Origin of the sequence: Oceanospirillum sediminis, from assembly GCF_014164585.1 — a bacterium.
GTDB classification, from domain to species: domain Bacteria; phylum Pseudomonadota; class Gammaproteobacteria; order Pseudomonadales; family Halomonadaceae; genus Oceanospirillum; species Oceanospirillum sediminis.
Genome location: NZ_JACJFM010000004.1, coordinates 140,112 through 159,557 on the forward strand (window position 1 = coordinate 140,112; position 19,446 = coordinate 159,557).

Consider the following 19,446-nt stretch of genomic DNA (forward strand, 5'->3'; position numbering starts at 1 on the left):
CACCAAAGACAGATTAAATACGCCGGACGATACCCTACGGTGCAATCAGATTGCCATACGTCCGGAGAAACAGGATAACGGCTATAAAACATCCATACTCAGAAAAAGTCGGGGCCGGGTTTCTGAACAGGCAGGGGAACGATGCACCAGCCCTTGCCCTTCCCTGTCTGGCCAGAGATCTCCTTTCATCAAAGCCACAGCACCAGCCGGTACAGCATGAATATCACTTTTTTCCGTTACTCCGGCTTCGCCTGTGTTGATATAAAGGCCTGAATCCTCATCCGATAAACCTCCACTTCCAGCACCTAAGCGGGACCTGTTCAGGTTTGCTGACGATAGCCATTCAGTTCCGGCACCAGCATAAGTACAGACCATACGCGCACCGATACGATCCACATGAAAGCGAGGACACATAGCATCCTTAAGCAAAGATAAACGTAAACCGACTTCCTCCATGCCAAACAGACAGGCAAACATCTCCGCCAGCCAGATCATGTCATTGATAAAAGCATCCCTGTGCGGGTGATCTGGTAAATCATCTTTCAGCTGCTCTTGCAGAAGCTCTGGCGAGGCAACCAGACGCAGTGGGAGTAAGCGCCCCCTGTTCAGCAACCAGTTTACATAAATCATGGTTCCTGCATCCGGCTGGCGATTCCATTGCACCAGACTGATATCCTGCTCAAAAATTCTTGTCAGAACGACCGGGTCATCATCAGAAACCCACTCCTGCTGCTTTGAAACAACAGTACATGGCATCTTGTCCACCAGGATATCTGATAAATCGGCACCACTGTGAGAACTTTCCTCAAAGAGGACCGGGTTAGCAACAAACTCCGGCTGATTTCCATGACTTTCTTTCATTCAGGTTTATCTCATAACAAATAAATTGATGTTACAACATAACATAACTTAATTTATTATCAATCAACCTATTCTGTCATCCCGCTGACGGTCAGAATAAAAAGCTATAAACATTTGCTGACTTGCCAGAAAATAATCTGATCGGCACTAAACCCGCAAAATAAGAAAGGTTTTACGATTACGACAAATACTGATATGAATATTTCAGATAAAGCTTCAGCTGATCTTTTCTTTGCAGGTAAGATTCAGGGAATTCTTTTTTTAAGAACTCATCAACAACGACAATATACTCGACAATTGAAAGCATCTGTTTATTTTCAGCATCCTTAACCACCGGGTAGTAAGAGCTGTTTTTGAATAAATCATCAGAGTATAAAGGATTGATCACAGAGTAAGGGGGACGATAAAAACTAACACCCACTGGTTGATAAAAGCCTTTCTCAGAGTTTTTCATCTGATCAATTTTCTGGTCAACCTCAGCTTTGAACCGAAAATAGTTTTCACTATTAAAAAAAATCCCTGTCTGATCATTATAATAGCGCTTTATGTTATCTATATTTTCTTTATGTGACCGGTTCATTTCAAGAATCTCCTGACACATAACGTCAATAATCTTTTGTTTATCAGACAATGCTGACTGATAGCGCTTCACCTTACTCCTGCCAGATCTGACTTCTCTCATTAAATAAAGGCAGATTATGAACATAGTGAAAAAAATCAAAGCAACGCAAATAGCAAAAGCATTCATGATATACTTCAGTCAAAGTCATATTTAAACGAGTCAAAAATAATAACAATTTTTTACAAAAATACAAACACCCCATAACAAATAACAATTAAATCCATAAAAACAAATAAAACCTGACATAAAAACATTAAAAAACGAGTAATCAATAACCGCTTTAGCCCACAAAAGCTATAGAATCAGAGCATGTTAAATTACGTTTTTCAACATTAACAATGAAAAGCTATATTCCGAAAAGGTCAAACCGGGATTATCACACCGATTCAAAAATAAGATTTTATCAGTTTCTAACACTCACATAATTACATAACTTGTTATTCTTTTCGTCCACCCTTTGAGCCAGGTTTGTTCATTTTTTTCCGGCGGAGAATTTTTAACCCTTCTGTTCAGAACAAACTGTGCAGACTCTGCAAACTCCCTCAATGCATTCGTTGAGTTCCCTTTCATATTTTCCAGAACCTGCTTCAAGCCCCAACCTTCAGGCTTTCCCTGAGCATTAAGATAGGTTTCTGATTCTTTAATCCCTTCCCCTTTAAAGTTCACATAATCAACTAACGCATAGTAGCCCATCTCAGTACTGGAGACTCTGTAAAACTGTCTGCTGATAAAATCCTTATCATCCTGATTTTCAGTAACCTTCAGTATTTTATCTAAAGAATAAGACAGACGTGTTATCAGTGCTCTGGTTTGCAACTCTTTAGTTGAATCCATCAGCCTCAGCAGGTCATTATATTTTTTACTACCGACACTGTTTAAGAACTCATCCCGGTTTTTCCATGGCGAGCCCTTAGCATGGGTGACCCACACTGGCACATCAATACCACTTTTCCTGAAAAAGCGGACCAATTCGGGAAAAGTCTCAGAAAACTTTTTTCCCCTTCCTGCCGGATACCAGATAAAATGAGCAATTCCGAGCGAGAGAAAATTTTCATTATCATTCCAGAACAGTAAGTTTTCCTTTCTGGAAGAGGCTTCATTAAAGTAAATATTCCTGGTGATTTTCCTTATTTCAATATCCGTCAGTGTAATATCCAGTAAGGCGGCACTATGAGCACCACTGCCACGCTCAGGTAAAGCATCTGCCCTGGAAATATTAACGGGTGTATCTCCCTGAGCAGCAGAAAGTCCTGAAAAGCTTAATAAAAAAGCAAAAACCAGTCTTAAACACTGCATAAACGCAAATCTCTCATTAAAAACCACATACCAGAAAGTTATTATATAGTCTTTATAATATCTCCGGAAAATATTAACTTTTTCTTAAAATCTCTTTCTGAAGACGCAAAGCCTGCACATTACCTGACGCCCCGCTCAAAAAATCAAGACGACGCTCAGATCAGAAAGCAACCCCAGGTTGTTTTACATGATGTTACACCGCTGGCCATGACAACAGAATCCACTTATTTAATCATTCGATTAATGCACACTTTATTATAAATAGAGAAATCAGTGCCAGAATGATTTTGAGTCATAACTACCTGAACCCGGGTTTTTCGTAACAGGTTGTCGCGTTTCCAACCGGCAGCTGGAAAATCGAAATACTGATGTTCAGGCAGGGAATTCTTATTAAAGCTGGAGACACAAACCATTTTTTGTGTAAACTGTACAGAAATACACGCTGTATAAAATGACAGACACTCTGTATGAATGACAGATAATGAGCTGATATGAATAAACTGACTAAACGCCAACAGGAAGTGCTGGATTTCATCACTTCACACATGGATGATACCGGATATCCGCCAACCCGTGCTGAAATAGCCAAAGCGCTGGGCTTTCGTTCACCTAACGCAGCAGAAGAGCATTTAAGAGCACTGGCTCGCAAAGGTGCCATTGAGATGATACCTGGCACCTCCCGTGGTATTCGCCTGCCAGAACAGAATCAGCAAGGCCTTCCGGTGATTGGCCAGGTTGCAGCTGGTAGTCCGATTCTGGCTCAGGAACACATTGATAGCTACTCAGGCATTAATGCAGATTTCTTTTACCCTAAAGCCCACTACATGCTGAAAGTTAAAGGCATGAGTATGAAAGATATCGGCATTCTGGATGGCGATTTACTGGCAGTTCATCAGACGGCACAAATACGTGAAGGCCAGATTGTTATCGCCCGTATTGGAGATGAGGTTACAGTTAAACGCTTTAAGCAGGAAGGGAATATGGTGTACCTGATTGCTGAAAATGAAGAGTTCGATCCGATTGTGGTTGACCTGGAGTGTGAATCACTGGCTATTGAAGGTATCGGTGTTGGCATTATCCGTGGTGGACATGGCCAGGGATTGCAGTAATCAGCTTTATCCCGTCGTTGCTTATCTGTCTGGAACCAGCTCTCTGAAACCGTGCGACGGGGCCGCGGTCTGCATTCTTTTTAGTATGGTGCCAGATATCAGAAAAGAGAACCTCTGTTGAAATTTTTTACAATGGCCTGTTTCAGTTTGTGCCTCAGGCCCGTCCTGTGTTTAAAGGCGATATGGCATATCAGGAGCAATGCCCTGTTATATGCTCTTGGGTATGGCTCAGGCTCGATATTTACGACTGAAATATATCCCTGCTAACTTATATCACCTTGTCGCAAATGTGATGAAAAAAGCGCTTACAGATGATCAGGCATTCCGCCTGGCATCCTTCCTGTCATGTCATGGAAGACATGCCAAAATTGTCGCAATGAAAAAATATATATTCCAAACCTCTTTATACTAAAGTATTGCTAATTTAGCCTACCCACATACTGACATTTTGTGACACAGACTCTAGAATGCACCTCCCTGTTACATTCTGAAACGGAATTCCTATGCTGAAAAACATTCCTGTGCGCGGTAAATTCACTTTACTGCTGGTTATCTGCCTGTTGGGATTTATTGCTCTCCAGATTGAATCGGCTATGACACTGAAAAATATGTTGCTGAGTGAAAAGCAGACATTCACTCGTGAAATGGTATCCAGTGCCAGCAGTCTGCTGAACACTCTCTATCAGAAAGAGCTATCTGGTGAAATCACCCGTGAAGACGCTCAGGCCAGAGCGAAAGATTATATTCAGCACCTGAAGTATGATTCCGGTAAAGGTTATTTCTGGGTGCACAATCAGGATAATCACCTGCTGGTGCATGGAGAGAAGCCCCATATTGCAGGCAAGGATGTTTCTGATCTTAAGGATGTGAACGGCAAATATGTCTTCCGCGCACTAACCGAAAAAGCACTGCAGCAAGGCTCAGGTTTTGTTGATTATTACTGGAACCGGGCTGGTGATACCCATTCCTCAGCCAAAATTTCCTATGTAGAGCATTTTAAACCCTGGGGCTGGATTATAGGCACAGGTATCTATATTGATGATGTTGATGCCCATATGTGGGAACAGGTGATCCTGTCTGGAGAACTGATTGCAGCGGTTGTTTTACTGGCCTCTCTGATTATCTGGCGTATTGCTGAAAGCATGATAGCCTCTATTAAAGAGGTCAGAGAAAGCATGGATTATATCTCTGCTAAAGGAGACCTGACTCACAGAGTGAAACTGCAAAGCAAAGATGAAATTGGCTCCATTGCCACGACTTTCAATAACATGATGATCAACTTTCAGGACACAGTGCAAGGTATTCGTCAGGGTAGTCTGCAATTGGAAGAACACGCGACGAATCTGGCAACAGTCACTGAACAAACCAGTCAGGGCAGCCACATTCAGCAGATGGAGACTGAAAAAATTCTGTCGGCTATCAGCTTACTGAACACCAACGTAGAAGATGTAAACCAGTCTGTCGCCAGTAGTAATGAAACCGGACAGCAGGCACTGACCATGCTGAATCAGGCTGTTGGCGACTTATCTCAGAGCCAGCGACAATTCTCTGAGCTGACACAAACCATGCAATCCTCTGTTGAAGACATTAATGCCCTGGCAACAGAATGCAGTCGTATTGGAGATATTCTGAGTGCTATTCAGGAGATTGCCGATCAGACCAATTTACTGGCGCTGAATGCAGCTATTGAAGCCGCAAGAGCCGGAGAGCAAGGCCGGGGTTTTGCCGTTGTAGCGGATGAAGTTCGCTCTCTGGCGCAGAAAACCCACGATGCCACCAGTGATGTAGGCCTGTTACTGGAATCATTACAGGCAAAAGCGAACCGTTCTGTAGATTCTATGGCCAACAGTGTGGAACACACCCATCGCAGCAATACTCAACTGGCAGAAACAGAAGAAAAAGCACGTCGTGCCAATCAGGCCATTCAGGGTATTGTAGAAGAGAATCACCGGGTGTTTGAAAAGTGTGAAGAGCAACGTTCACTAACCCGTGATCTGAATCTGATGAGCGAGCAGATCACAGCAATTGCCAGCCAGAATGCTGCCGGAGCCACAGAACTGGCCCGTAATGGGGAAGAACTGGCAGGACTGTCTCACCAGTTCACTAATCAGGTCGCACACTTTACGGCCTGATCAGATATATACTTTTCCGCCTGGTATGAGTCAGCCAATCAGGCATTAACTCAGCAGCGATATACCTGTTCGTATATCGTTGCCGAGTCCCTTAACAAAATCGCCTGCCGAAAGAAACTTCTCACTTGAGACTGGCAGATAAATAACAAAACAGGTTTATTCAGGATCTGCCTCCTCCTTCTTTGCAAACAAAACATCGATCTGCACCAGGCTGCACTTCTTCGGATACTATCTGTTTCTTGCGTCAAATAGTCGCATTAATCCTTTAAAAGTGGCTAAAGTGGCGTTTTCCGTCAGAATGCGGCACTGTGCCGCACCCTCTTTCCGACAGCTGACTGTTAGACTCCATCACCTGATAAAAACAGTAATGCTGACAGTCAATAATCTGCCAGCTGATATCACGGAGTTCTGATAATGAGTGATCCGGTCCTGGAACCACCTCAGATTAAAACAGCAATACCTGCCAAGAAAGCGCGCTATTGTCAGGCCTGGCGCTGGCATTTCTTTGCCGGATTGTATGCTATCCCCTTTATGCTGATGCTGGCTATCACCGGCATGATCATGCTGTTATTCCGCCCACTGATTGAACCGGCTCTGTATTCAGAAATCACTCACGTACAACCCGGACAAAACTACCTGAGCTGGGAGCAACAGCGATATAAAGTGGCTCAGGCATACCCTGATGGGCAGGTCACTCAACTGACTTTACCCAAAACAGCCGATGAAAGCAGCCGCTTTCTGGTTAAAACATCTGAGGGCACAAACCTTCAGGTGTTTATCAACCCTTATACTGGTGACGTGCTGGGCAATTACGACAAAAATGACACCCTGTATGCCCTGGCCGATGAAATTCATGGCACTTTTTTACTGGGCAAAACAGGCGATGCTCTGATCGAGCTGTCAATGGGATTCAGTCTGGTGTTACTGATAACCGGATTCTATATGTGGTGGCCTCGCCTGAAACAACGCAAAGTATCATTCTGGAAACCCTCAATGGGCTATCAAGGCCGTAGTTTCTGGAAAGAGTTACATGGTGTAACAGGCGTGTGGCTATCTGCAATACTGGTCTTTTTTATCATAACCGGCTTGTCCTGGACCGGTATATGGGGAGCCAGAATAGTACAGCCCTGGAACAGCTTCCCTGCTGGAGTATGGGGTGGTGTGCCGGTATCTGATCAGACACATGCCACACTGAATCCGGGTGTTAACGAAGAAGTGCCATGGAATCTTGAGCTTGTCCCTATGCCTGAGTCAGGCTCTCTGACAGGTAAGCCAGGTATACCGGAAACCTTCTCTGTTAATCTGGATACCGTAGTGGCCTATGGCAAGGATAATGGCATGACCACATTCAGAGTCAGTATTCCCCAATCAGAAACCGGTGTTTACACTCTGATGGCTGCAACAATGAGCGGTGATATCACAGATGCCCGACAAGACAGAACAATTCATATTGACCAGTACACAGGTAATAAGCTGGGGGATATTGGCTATAATGACTACAGCCTTATAGCCAAAAGCATGGCGACAGGCATTGGCTTACACATGGGGTTATGGGGTAACTGGAATCTGGTATCAAACCTGATAGCATGCCTGCTGACTATTTTTCTGTGCGCAGGAGGTTGTGTACTCTGGTGGAAGCGTCGTCCATCTGCTCAGAAACAGTCATTAAATGCTCCCCCTTTATCTGAAAAACCAGAACTACTCTCCTGGAAGGCTGCAGTACTGATATGGGCAAGCATCTCTGTTTTTGTCCCCTTAATGGGAGCCGCCGTCATATTGATTCTGATAGCAGATAGCATATATGCCATGACTACCAGACAATTCAGCAACAATTCATAAACGGCTGTTAGCAGTCGGCGTAGTCAGATACAATAAAAAATATTATTGATAATAGTTTTCATTTAAATAAAATAGACGTTCCTGCTACCTGCACATGATCTGTTTTCACCCGGATCGTTAATGTAAAGATAGTAAAATCACTGGTGCAGGAAGGTCTGGCAATGATAATTGCTTTCATTTTTCTTTGAAATACAACCTATATGGATATTTCACCCATGTTTACCCCGCACGTATCGCTCTTGTCGACCACTGTCGCGCGCTGGCTGATTCCGGCCACACTGTCTATGGTACCGGTATTATCAGCACAGGCCAGTACAGAAGCTCTGAATCAGAGTGAAAAGAAAGTCATGGTCAGTCACCAGCAAAGTGCTGTCACTCAGCGCAAAATCGATCGTCTGGAAAATGATTCCCAGGAAATCTACCAGGAATACCAGCATGTAATGCGTCAGGCTGAAACCACAGAAGCATACAATCGTCAGTTAATGCGACTTACTCAGAGTCAGCAGGGTGAAATTACCAGTCTGCAGTCACAGATAGAATCGATTGAAGATACAGACCGGGCATTACTGCCTATGCTGGTGCGTATGGTGAACATGCTGGATAAATTTGTTGCCAGCGATACGCCCTTTTTACCAGAAGAACGCCAGCAGCGTGTTGAGCGTCTACAAAGCCTGATGGATCGTGCTGATGTCAGTCTGGCGGAAAAGTATCGCCAGATCCTGCAGGCCTATCGTATTGAGATTGACTACGGCCGTACCCTGGAAGCCTACGAAGGCACGGTAGAAACCACTCAGGGTGAACGTCAGGTTACTTTCCTGCGCCTGGGACGCGTTGCCCTGTACTTCCAGTCAGCGGATGGCCAGATCAGCGCCCTGTGGCAGCCTGCTGAACGCCAATGGCAAACCCTGGCAGTGAAAGACAACGTAACCCTGAAACAAGCCATTCGCATGGCACGTCAGCAGGTGATCCCGGAACTGCTTAATTTACCCCTGCCTGACCAGGAGGCCGACGCATGAAAACACTGATGTTATCTGGCCGTAAAATTCTGGCATCCGTTATCTGCACTGCAGGTCTGGCCCTTTTTCCGATACAGACTGCCAGTGCCCAGGAACAAAACCTGGACAGCCTGCTGAATGAAGTTCGAGCCTTTACCCAGGAAGATCGTCAGGAAGACAGAGCCCGTTTAAATAGTTTTACTCAGGACAAGGCAGAACAGCAGAAACTGCTGAACCAGGCCCGTAATCGACTGAAACAATCTGAGGATGAGCAGAACCGACTGAAAAGCCTGTTTGATACTCAGGAAGATCAGCTGGCAGAACTGGAAACACTGCTGAAGCAGCGTACAGGCCAGCTGGGTGAAGTGTTCGGGGTCGTTAAAGAGCAATCCGCTGAACTGAAAGAGCTGCTGAATCAATCGCTGGTCAACGCTCAGTTCCCTGGCCGTCAGGACACGCTGGCCTTCGCCAGCGACAAAGCGATTCCGGGCATGGATAAACTGGAAACCCTCTGGTTCCAGCTACAGCATGAAATGACCCACTCTGGCAAAATTGCCCGCTTTGATACTCAGGTAGCAGGTATCGATGGTCAGTTCTCATCACAGAATGTATTAAGAATCGGCGGGTTTAACGCCGTTAACAGCGACGGTCAGTATCTGCAGTGGAATCCTGTGCAGCAGCAACTGAGTGTACTGGCAGGCCAGCCAAAGCTACAGAATCAGTCTGATGCCAGAGCCTTTTATACCGGACAGGGCGATCACGTACTGACCGATATCAGTAACGGACAACTGCTGGCACTAATTGGCCAGAAACCAACGCTGGAAGATCAGATCCATAAAGGTGGCTATGTGGGTTATATCATTCTGGCACTTGGAGTGCTGGGTTTACTCACCGCTACTATTCGCCTGCTGGCATTGAGTATTACCCGTCTGAAGATTCGTAAGCAATTAAAGAATCCTGAGCCACAGGCCAATAACCCATTAGGTCGCATCCTGCTGGCTTGCCAGGGACGTTATAGCCTGGAACAGCTGAATAACCGTCTGGATGAAGCCTTGTTGAAAGAGCTGCCTTATCTGGAATCCGGTCAATCCATTCTGAAACTGCTGGCCGCCGCCGCACCTCTTCTGGGGCTGTTAGGTACGGTAACGGGTATGATTGGCACCTTCCAGAGTATCACGCTGTTTGGCACCAGTGATCCTAAGCTGATGGCAGGTGGTATTTCTCAGGCACTGATTACCACGGTATTCGGCCTGATTGTAGCCATTCCTATGTTGTTCTGTCATGGCATGCTCAGCAGTCAGAGCCGCTCACTGCTGATGATTCTGCAGGAGAAAAGTCTTGCTCAGCTGAATATGATCAGTGGCTCTGACAGTACTTCAGGTCAGAGTCATCAGAACCAACAGAGTCGCAAGTCTCTGGAACAGAACACTCAGAAACAGGGAGAGGGTGCTGGTGAAGCCGTGGTTTGATGATCTGCTGTTTTATCTGCAGCAGCACCAGCTGACCCTCGACCAGTTTCTGCAAGCCGGTGGCTGGGTGATGAACCTGATCGGTTTGCTGTGCATTCTGCTGTTCAGCCTGCTGGCTGAACGCTACTGGTTTCGCTGGCTGGTATTTTCCCGTATGGCACGCCAGACCTGTACCGACCTGTACTCACGCCTGGCAAACGGTGAACTGGGTGCTGCTGCATTAATGCGATTAATGGCCGGCCAGGGAGTGAATCATCCGATTCATCAGAGCCTGTGTTGTGATCTGCGTCTGGCACTGAATCAGCGTATGACCATTATCCGCACCCTGATCAGCCTATGCCCTCTGCTCGGTCTGCTGGGAACCGTTTCCGGCATGATTCAGGTATTTGATACCCTGGCCATGAACGGTACAGGCAACCCCCGCCTGATGGCTGCAGGTATCGCCAGTGCCACTCTGCCCACTCTGGCAGGCATGGCAGTATCAGTTACCGGGCTTCTGCTGTACAGCCACCTGAAAAGCTGGACGGATCGAAAAAGTGAACAGGTTTCAGGACTGTTAACAGAACAACTGATCTCGATGGTTTCAAACCAGCGTAGTCAGATGACGAAGGACGCTTAATTATGAGACGAATTTCTCTGACCCGTAATCAGGATGATGCTGCCATTGATATGACCCCCATGCTGGATGTGGTCTTTATCATGCTGATTTTCTTTATCGTATCCACTTCCTTTGTCCGTGAAGCCGGTATCGAAGTCAATCGGCCCTCTGCTGAAACCAGTACCGGCCAGACACAAAGCGCTGTCATGGTCGCTATTTCAGCGGATGGTGAAATCTGGCTGGATCGCAAGGCAACGGATGTACGCATGGTTCGTCCTATTCTGGAACGCCTGCGTACTGAGCAGCCTGGTCTGAGCGTTGTCGTACAGGCTGACGCTCAGAGTACCACGGGGGATCTGGTACAACTGATCGATCAGTTACGTATGGCCGGTGTTCAGTATACGGTTGCCACTAAAAATGCTAACTGATGCCAGAAGATACAGCCTGATGAAGCGTATCAACAAAGAAACATTCGGGCGACAGTATGATTGTCGCCCACCCAGCAACGTAAGTGGGGTATCGCTGTGTTGCGTTTAATTATTGCGACACCGTTCGGTTTAGTCGCAGCCGGTGTGTTTTTTGTGCTACTGGCACAGATGGTTCAGATGGAGCAGATCAGAGAACTGCCTGATCAGGATACAACCCTGCTGAATCTGGTGCCTCTGCCAGAAGAAAGTGAACTGGCACTACGCCGCCGGGACAAACCAGAACCACCCGAGCCTCAGCCAGAGCAACCGGCAATGCCAAGTATGCCTGACCCAACGCCAGTCGCGCAGAATCAGATGGATACACCGGTGCCGGATATTGATGTTCCACGGGTTGATGTTGAAAGCAGTTTTCAGCTGGATGTGGATATCAGTCAGTTTAAACCTGGCGAACCTGTGCTGAGCTTTGCTGAAAACCCGACACCATTAAGCCGTGTCAATCCTCGCTATCCTCGTAAAGCGATCAGGCGTGGTATTGAAGGAGAGGTGGTCGTTGAGTTTACGGTCGGCCCGGATGGGAGTGTGGTCGAAAATACCATTCGAATCATCAGTTCAAAGCCCGAAGGAGTATTTGACCACAGCAGTATTCGTGCTCTGACTCGATGGCGCTTTCAGCCACGCATGCAGAATGGTCAGCCCGCGCCCTTCCTGGCCCGGCAGACACTGGTATTTAAGTTAGAGAAATAACAGGGACATCTATCCTATGTATCGGAAAGATCATTCAATATATCCTGCTCAGCGCATGCATTTATCTGGTCATAATGATGGAGGCTATCTGCACTGGTGTCTGTGTCTCTGCGTTCTGGCAGCATGTCTGATCTGCAGCCCACAGGCCAAAGCAAAAGATAAGCAGCTGAGTCCGGGAGAATTCAAACGTATTCAGCAGGTGCAGATACTACAGACTGAAGCTCGTTGGAGTGAAGCGCGCAAAGTCATCAGACAGCATCTTAAGGATGAGCCACGTCCCCTGCTGGAAGCGATGCTATGGCGTAGTCTGGCCCAGGTAGAACTTCAGGATGCTGACTATGAGAAAGCACTCCCCGCTCTGAAAAAAGCCTGGGGACTGAAACAGCTGTCAGATGAGGAACAACTGAGCCTGCAGGGTATTATGTCCCAGCTGATGTTACAGCAGGAAGAGTACAAAGAAGGGATTCCGCTATTTCTGGACTGGCTGTCAAAAACACCAGAAGACAAGCATGAGGCCCGGCACTATCTGGCACTGGCTCAGGCATATACTGTACAGGAAAAATGGAAATCGGCTCTGCCTCACGCTAAAAAAGCAGTGGCGATAAAAAGCAAAAAAGATACGGTGCCCGTATCCTGGTATCAACTGCTGGTCAGTTTGCACACACGCCTGGAACAATGGCCTCAGGCAATTCGTATGCAAAAAGTGGTACTGGATCGCCAGGCTGGAGAGATGCGTCAATGGCGACAGCTAGCGTTGTTGCAGTACCAGAGCCAGCCTGAGAAAAAGCGAAAAACATCCAGTGGGTTTCCAGAATCAGCCCTGGCAACATTGCGCACAGCCTGGGAAAAAGGCCTGTTTGATAAAGCCAATGACTATCAGATGCTGGCCCAGTGGTTCAGCCTGAATGACCTGCCTTATAAAGCGGCCAGAGTACTGGAAGACGGCTTTAAACGACAGGCTTTCACAGCGAAAAGCAATCAGCAGCAACGTCGTATCCATCGCCAGCTGGCAGGACTATGGTTAAGAGCAAAGGAACTGGAGCAGGCCGAGCAGGTGCTTGCACAACTGATACGACAGAAACCGGATAAAAAGCTGCTACAGCAAATTGCCAGAATCCAGATCCGGCAACAAAAATGGAGCAATGCTGAAAAGTCTCTGAAAAAACTACTGGCTATGCAACCGAAAAATCCGGGCGATGTACTCTTACTGCATGGTATTACCCTGCTTCAGCTGGAAAAACTGGATCAGGCTGAAGGACAGTTCTTACTGGCCCGGAAAAATAAACGTAATCAGCACAGCGCTAAGCAATGGCTGCAGTATCTGGCCAGCATTCGCTGATGATATCAGATACACCATCTGAGGCCCGCTTGTTTTCCTGCCCTGTCATTCAGGGCAGCGATACTTCTGCAGCCCCCCAGAACATACTGATCTCTGACTTACAGGCGATGTTATGAATGCGATAACAAAACCGGATCTGCTGAACAGCGACTTGTCATCAGAAAGCCGCTATAACTGCAAAGTCCTGTTAATAGAAGATGATCCCCAGGTAAACGATCTGATTAGCCGGGCTTTACTCAAAAAAGGCTATGACGTGCATGTCTGCCATGATGGTGAAAAAGGCCTTATCACAGCACTCAATCAATCATGGCAGCTGATTCTGCTGGATATTATGCTGCCCGGACTGGATGGCCTGACACTTCTGAGGCGATTGCGTCATCAGAAAAACAACACCCCTGTTATCGTATTATCTGCCTGCGGTGCCGAACAGGATCGAATTAACGGTTTTCATACCGGGGCAGATGATTATCTGCCGAAGCCTTTCAGCATGGAGGAACTACAGCTGAGAATGGAAGCCCTGTTAAGGCGTTGTTATCAGCCACAGCTACAAGAAGATCCATCCCGGCAGACCGATGGCTATATTGATCTGAACAGACTGGATAAGAGCGCCCGTATCCGCTCAGAAATCATAGATGTCACACCGGTTGAATTTGAACTGCTCTGGCTGTTGATGAGACATGCCGATGAAACACTAAGCCGTCCTTATCTCTATCAGGCTGTCCTGAATCGCAGCTATAGCCGTTATGATCGTAGCCTGGATATGCATGTCAGCAATCTGAGACAAAAGCTGAAGCAGATACTGCCCGGAGAAGATCTGATCAGAACGATCCGGGGCAAAGGATACCGCTACCGATGAATCGACGCTTATATCTGATTCTGATGGCCTCAGTTTGTCTGGGTTGCCTTGTTCTGTTTGCCTCCCTGCACAGGGCAGATGCAATACTGTCTCATAAACTCACTACCATTTCTGATCTTGATCAGCAGCAGTTAAAAACGTACGCTACTTCCGCAGAGCATCTGTATCATGCTCAGGATCAGGCAGGCATTGCCAGATTAATGCAGAAAATTGATCAGGAACACCAGACCTGGGCTGCAATTATTACCCATAACCTGTCTCCGGCTATGGGCACTCAGGTACCGGACAGATATCTGACACGACTTAACTTTCAACGGAAGCCAGAATGGCCGGTACACAACCGCTGGAATGAAGTACTGATTGGAGTACCCTTTGAACAAGGCAAAGCCAGCTTTGTAATTCTGCTGCCTCAGTCAATGCACCCCAGACCTAATCTGTTTTTCTCACATATGATGATGACGGTCATCGCCCCACTGATTGTTTTACTGATCTTTACTCACTGGCTGTATCGTTATCTGATAAAACCCGTCGATATACTCAGAATAGCGGCCGATGAACTGGCTAATACAGAAAAAGCCAGACCGGCCAGACCACAGCTGGGTAAACGCCAGGATGAACTGGCCGAACTGGCAGCAACCTTTGACAGCATGGCAGGCCGTATTCAGACACTGGTTACCTCTCAGCGCCAGCTTATTGGCGATCTGTCCCATGAGTTAAGAACACCTCTGACACGAATGCGACTGGCACTGGACGGTGATCTGGGTGAAGCTGAAAAGCATCAACGTATACGCCGGGAGATACAACTGACGAATCAGCTGATTGAAGATGCCATGACCCTGGCCTGGCTTGATAGTGAGCACATGCATACTCTGCCCCAGCATCTTAAAGAAGATTTTTCACTATCAGTGCTAATGGATCTGATCTGTGACGATGCTGAGTTTGAATTCGAAGAAAAACAGATCATTCGTTGTTATCCTGATAACCTGAAACTCTTCAACAGCAACAGCCTGGCATTGAGTCAGAGTATCGAAAATATCGTGCGCAATGGCCTCCTGCATAGCCCGGAAGGCGGGCAATTAACCATCACAGCAATACAGCTGGAGACAGATGCCACAGAAACCGTTTCCGGTTGCCAGCATGCCAGTGAGGGCTGCCCGGATACTTGCTCCCAGACAAGAGTCTGCGCCCGTGAACGTAGTATTCTTATTCAGGTCCAGGATCAGGGACCAGGCGTACCAGAAGAAAAACTGGAACAGATCTTCCAGCCGTTTTACCGTATTGATAAAGCCAGAATGAGAAAGAAGGGTGGCTTTGGTTTAGGCCTGACTCTGGCCCGAAAACAGATCGAACGACTGGGCGGTAGTATTCACGCCCGAAATGCCTGTCAGGGTGGATTGATTATGTGCCTGAGAATCCCGGTATCTTTGGCATCATAGTCAGGATGGTGTTAATCAAGCGCACACCCTCGAAAATAAAAGGGTGTGCGGAAGGCGACTAACTAAATCTCCGTTTTTTCTTTAAAGTCACACAGGTCTTCAATCAGGCATGAGCCACAACGCGGTTTACGAGCAACGCAGGTATAGCGACCATGCAGAATCAACCAGTGGTGTGCATCCAGTCTGAATTCTTTCGGGACATGACGTAGCAGTTTCTTCTCCACTTCATCAACATCTTTACCTTTCGCAATACCTGTACGATTGGATACCCGAAAAATATGGGTATCTACCGCAATCGTGGGCTGACCAAATGCCGTATTCAGTACAACGTTAGCTGTTTTTCGGCCCACACCGGGCAGAGCTTCCAGATCTTTTCGGTTCTGAGGCACCTCACCATCGTGCTTATCCAGCAGAATGCGGCAGGTTTTAATGACATTGTCGGCTTTGCTGTTAAACAGCCCAATTGTCTTGATATAGGTTTTTAAACCATCTGTACCCAGGTCGAAAATAGCCTGTGGGGTGTTGGCGACCGGATATAGTTTATCCGTAGCTTTGTTGACACCGACGTCTGTGGCCTGGGCCGACAAAATAACAGCAATCAGCAGTTCAAAGGGGGAGCTGTAATTCAGTTCTGTCGTGGGCTCAGGATTCTGTTCCCTAAGGCGGGAAAAAATCTCATAGCGTTTTTCTGCGTTCATCGTATTTATTCTTTATATAAGTACTCAGTATCGGCAGATACCTGAGTTAGTCGGTCTGTTTAATGGCGATTATTATTCCAGCCTGTATTGATAAGTCCAGAGCCGCAGGAAGGTTTATCAGGGATAAACAAAGATTTGATGGAACAAAATGTTGTAATATAACACTAATAGTATTCAGCTCCCTTCAAGGGGAACTGATAACCCGGTAATACAGTGTTGATTGAGGAGATAAGGATGCGTAATCCGGTAATTTTAGCGGCTTTGCTGATGGCTGCAGGTCAGGCTCAGGCAGAGAATCTGAACGCCCATGAGCACGGTGTCATGAACTTAATGCTGGCTCAGGATGGTCATGAAGTTACCGTAGAGCTGGAAGCCGCAGCAGATAGTTTTCTGGGTTTCGAATATCAGCCTGTAACCGAGCAGGAGCAGCAGGCACTGGCCGATCTGGTAGAGTTGCTGAATCAGCCTCAGCGCCTGATCTCTCTGGCCGCTGGCTGTCGTTTAACAGACGTTGATCAGGCGTTGCCTTTTGCTCCGGCTCATAAGCATGAGCATAAATCAGAACATGACCATGAGTCAGAGTATGAGCATGAATCAGAACACAACCATGAGTCGGAACATCATCATGATGAACATGAAGAAAAGCATGATCACGATTCAGAGCACCACCATGACGAAGAGCATGACCATGATGCTGAGCATCATCATGACGACGATCACGACCACTATCATGAGGATGATCATAAAGCGCATCCGCATTCATCTCATACAGATATCCGGGTCAGTTATCAGTTTAATTGTGAGGGGCAAAAGGTTTCTCCTACACAGCTGATGCTGTTTAAGGAATTGCCTCACCTGGAGCATCTGCGTATTGAATCTATTTCCGAAAGACGTACTCTGGCGGAAGAAAGAACAGCAGATGGAGAACTGGAGTGGTAAATCTTTCAGATGCTTCGACAGAGAGCAAGCGCCCACTGTCTGAAGCTTCTTTGCCAGGGCAGAAGAACGAGATTGCTTATGTAATGGATCTGAATCAGATCCATTACCACTGGCCCGGGCAGCAACAGCCCATATTATCGATCGATTCTCTGCAGGTGCAGGCAGGAGAAAGTGTATTTATCTACGGCCCCAGCGGCTGTGGTAAAAGTACACTTTTATCTCTGATGGCGGGAGTACTGGTACCCGATCAGGGCAGTATTCATGTGGCTGGCTTTGAGTTGTCATCGGCCTCAGCAGCGCGCAGAGATCGATTCCGGGCGGATCATATTGGGTTTGTTTTTCAGCAGTTTAATCTGTTGCCTTATCTGTCCGTGATCGATAACGTCACTCTGGCCTGTCGTTTTTCAAAACGCCGTCAGCAACGTCTTAAAGATAAGTCTGTTACGCCAGAGCAGGAAGCACGACGCTTACTGGCTCGTCTGGAAATACCCGAAGCCTTGTGGAACGCCGGTGTTAATCACCTGAGTATCGGTCAGCAACAAAGGGTGGCCGTTGCTCGCGCTATGATAGGCTCACCTCCGGTGATTATTGCCGATGAACCGACCTCTGCTCTGGACCGGCACCACAGAGATCAGTTTCTGACTTTGCTGACGGCCGAAGCCTGTGACAGTGGCACCAGTCTGATATTTGTCAGCCATGATGAAGATCTGGTCCGGCATTTTTCCCGCACCCTGTTTTTACCTGAAGTGAATCAGGCCTTATGTTAAATACGCTTATTCGTCTCTCTGTTAAAAGTTTGCAGAATCGCCGTCTGACGGTGATTTTGTCAGTGCTTACTATCTCTTTCAGTGTGGCTTTGTTATTAACCGTTGAAAGGGTACGTACCGAAGCCAGAAGTAGTTTCAGCCAGACCATCTCGGGTACAGACCTGATTGTGGGTGCACCCAGCGGCGATATTCAGCTGTTGCTGTACTCTGTTTTTCATCTGGGCAATGCCAGCAATAATATCAGCTGGAGGCAGGTCGAACGGTTAAAACAGGCACCGGAAGTCGATTGGCTGATCCCTCTGGCGCTGGGAGATTCCCACCGGGGGTATCGGGTTGTTGGAACTGAAAGCGGATATTTCAGTCATTATCAGTATGGCAGGAAACAATCCCTGAATTTTGCTGATGGTAAGATGTTTTCTGATGATCACCTGTATGAAGCAGTGATCGGAGCAGAAGTTGCTCAGACACTGGGATATCAGACAGGGCAAGAGATTATTATTGCCCATGGACTGGGGAAAAACAGTTTTCAGGAGCATGGTGACAAGCCATTCCGCATTGTCGGCATTCTTGAGCGCACCGGAACACCGGTTGATCGTTCTGTGCTGGTGAGTCTGCAAAGCCTGGAAGCGGTCCATGTGGGTTGGGGGGCTCCCAGCGTAATGGATATTCGCCAGAGGCTGAAACAGAATAGCCTTAAAGCTGCAAATAAGACGCTGAAAGCAGAGGATCTTACGCCAAAGGCAGTCACTGCTATTCTGGTGGGAGTGAAGAAGAAGACACAGATTTTCCGATTACAGCGCAAATTGAATAATCAGAAATCTGAGCCGGTTCAGGCCGTCATTCCGGGAGTAGCGCTACAGCAGATCTGGCAGCTGGTTTCTGTGGCAGAAAATGCCTTGTTGATTGTTGCCGGGTTCGTAGTGATCAGCGGCCTGATTGGACTGATGTCTGTCATCCTGACCGGGTTAAATGAACGCAGGCGGGAAATTGCTATTCTGCGCTCTATTGGTGCCGGACCTGTGCAGGTGATGTTTTTGCTGGTGGCTGAGGCTGTACTGCTAACGATAGCTGGTGTAGTGTTCGGTACAGGAATTTTTTATTTATTACAGATTGTTATGGCGCCTCTGGTATATGATCACTGGGGGATCTGGATTCAGGTCAGCGCCTTATCTCTTACTGAGCTGAAGCTGTTATCTCTGATCAGTCTTTGCGGGCTGCTTGTGGGGATCTGGCCAGGTGTTCGGGCATACCGTATATCTCTGAATGATGGGCTGTCAGTCAGGCTGTAGCGCCCCGGTTCAGAGAGCTATGCAATAAA

18 protein-coding genes are annotated in these 19,446 nt (G+C 47.1%); 14 read left to right on the forward strand and 4 right to left on the reverse strand.

All coding sequences use genetic code 11. The features are described 5' to 3' along the window. Window positions 1-81: 81 nt before the first annotated feature. From H4O21_RS04815 to H4O21_RS04825, 3 genes are all read right to left on the reverse strand, one after another. Entirely contained in the window at window positions 82-861 is a 780-nt protein-coding gene (locus H4O21_RS04815; protein ID WP_182807719.1) for a DUF1826 domain-containing protein, read from the reverse strand. 178 nt (window positions 862-1,039) lie between these two features. Next, window positions 1,040-1,609: a hypothetical protein gene (locus tag H4O21_RS04820; protein WP_182807720.1), complete on the reverse strand. Its 570-nt coding sequence runs from the start codon at window positions 1,607-1,609 to the stop codon at window positions 1,040-1,042. A 291-nt stretch (window positions 1,610-1,900) separates the two neighbouring features. Continuing rightward, entirely contained in the window at window positions 1,901-2,806 is a 906-nt protein-coding gene (locus tag H4O21_RS04825; protein WP_182807721.1) for a hypothetical protein, read from the reverse strand. A 464-nt stretch (window positions 2,807-3,270) separates the two neighbouring features. On the opposite strand from H4O21_RS04825, the gene lexA reads away from it, so the two are divergent. From lexA to H4O21_RS04880, 11 genes are all read left to right on the forward strand, one after another. After that, window positions 3,271-3,888 carry a transcriptional repressor LexA gene (gene lexA, locus H4O21_RS04830; RefSeq protein ID WP_182807722.1) on the forward strand — a complete coding sequence of 206 codons (618 nt, stop codon included), beginning with the start codon at window positions 3,271-3,273 and terminating at the stop codon, window positions 3,886-3,888. A 503-nt stretch (window positions 3,889-4,391) separates the two neighbouring features. Further along, complete coding sequence (locus H4O21_RS04835) at window positions 4,392-6,020, forward strand: methyl-accepting chemotaxis protein (protein WP_182807723.1); 1,629 nt, start codon at window positions 4,392-4,394, stop codon at window positions 6,018-6,020. A gap of 414 nt (window positions 6,021-6,434) precedes the next feature. Next, entirely contained in the window at window positions 6,435-7,859 is a 1,425-nt protein-coding gene (locus H4O21_RS04840) for a PepSY-associated TM helix domain-containing protein (protein ID WP_182807724.1), read from the forward strand. A 215-nt stretch (window positions 7,860-8,074) separates the two neighbouring features. After that, on the forward strand, window positions 8,075-8,875 hold the full coding sequence (locus tag H4O21_RS04845) for a DUF3450 domain-containing protein (RefSeq protein WP_182807725.1): 801 nt from the start codon (window positions 8,075-8,077) through the stop codon (window positions 8,873-8,875). Continuing rightward, the gene (locus H4O21_RS04850; protein WP_182807726.1) at window positions 8,872-10,323 is read left to right on the forward strand and encodes a MotA/TolQ/ExbB proton channel family protein; all 1,452 of its coding nucleotides are present in this window, start codon (window positions 8,872-8,874) and stop codon (window positions 10,321-10,323) included. The genes H4O21_RS04845 and H4O21_RS04850 overlap by 4 nt, the downstream gene beginning before the upstream one ends. After that, entirely contained in the window at window positions 10,307-10,942 is a 636-nt protein-coding gene (locus tag H4O21_RS26255) for a MotA/TolQ/ExbB proton channel family protein (RefSeq protein ID WP_220495509.1), read from the forward strand. Before H4O21_RS04850 ends, H4O21_RS26255 begins: the two co-directional genes overlap by 17 nt. Window positions 10,943-10,944: 2 nt before the next feature. Then, complete coding sequence (locus H4O21_RS04860) at window positions 10,945-11,349, forward strand: ExbD/TolR family protein (RefSeq protein WP_182807727.1); 405 nt, start codon at window positions 10,945-10,947, stop codon at window positions 11,347-11,349. A 96-nt stretch (window positions 11,350-11,445) separates the two neighbouring features. Next, on the forward strand, window positions 11,446-12,093 hold the full coding sequence (locus H4O21_RS04865; RefSeq protein WP_182807728.1) for an energy transducer TonB: 648 nt from the start codon (window positions 11,446-11,448) through the stop codon (window positions 12,091-12,093). 16 nt (window positions 12,094-12,109) lie between these two features. Continuing rightward, on the forward strand, window positions 12,110-13,432 hold the full coding sequence (locus tag H4O21_RS04870) for a tetratricopeptide repeat protein (RefSeq protein ID WP_182807729.1): 1,323 nt from the start codon (window positions 12,110-12,112) through the stop codon (window positions 13,430-13,432). 112 nt (window positions 13,433-13,544) lie between these two features. Then, window positions 13,545-14,288: a response regulator transcription factor gene (locus H4O21_RS04875; protein WP_220495510.1), complete on the forward strand. Its 744-nt coding sequence runs from the start codon at window positions 13,545-13,547 to the stop codon at window positions 14,286-14,288. Beyond that, window positions 14,285-15,724, forward strand: coding sequence for a histidine kinase sensor domain-containing protein (locus H4O21_RS04880; protein WP_182807730.1), 1,440 nt, complete (start codon window positions 14,285-14,287; stop codon window positions 15,722-15,724). The genes H4O21_RS04875 and H4O21_RS04880 overlap by 4 nt, the downstream gene beginning before the upstream one ends. Window positions 15,725-15,786: 62 nt before the next feature. On the opposite strand, the gene nth is transcribed toward H4O21_RS04880, so the two are convergent. After that, a complete protein-coding gene (gene nth / locus H4O21_RS04885) occupies window positions 15,787-16,422 on the reverse strand; it encodes an endonuclease III (protein ID WP_182807731.1) in 636 nt (211 codons plus the stop codon). A gap of 234 nt (window positions 16,423-16,656) precedes the next feature. On the opposite strand from nth, the gene H4O21_RS04890 reads away from it, so the two are divergent. The 3 genes from H4O21_RS04890 to H4O21_RS04900 are packed head-to-tail and all read left to right on the forward strand — an operon-like array spanning window position 16,657 to window position 19,417. Then, window positions 16,657-17,361: a ZrgA family zinc uptake protein gene (locus tag H4O21_RS04890; RefSeq protein ID WP_182807732.1), complete on the forward strand. Its 705-nt coding sequence runs from the start codon at window positions 16,657-16,659 to the stop codon at window positions 17,359-17,361. Next, window positions 17,355-18,128: an ABC transporter ATP-binding protein gene (locus H4O21_RS04895; protein WP_368737519.1), complete on the forward strand. Its 774-nt coding sequence runs from the start codon at window positions 17,355-17,357 to the stop codon at window positions 18,126-18,128. Before H4O21_RS04890 ends, H4O21_RS04895 begins: the two co-directional genes overlap by 7 nt. Beyond that, window positions 18,122-19,417 carry an ABC transporter permease gene (locus H4O21_RS04900; protein WP_182807733.1) on the forward strand — a complete coding sequence of 432 codons (1,296 nt, stop codon included), beginning with the start codon at window positions 18,122-18,124 and terminating at the stop codon, window positions 19,415-19,417. Before H4O21_RS04895 ends, H4O21_RS04900 begins: the two co-directional genes overlap by 7 nt. Window positions 19,418-19,446: the final 29 nt, after the last annotated feature.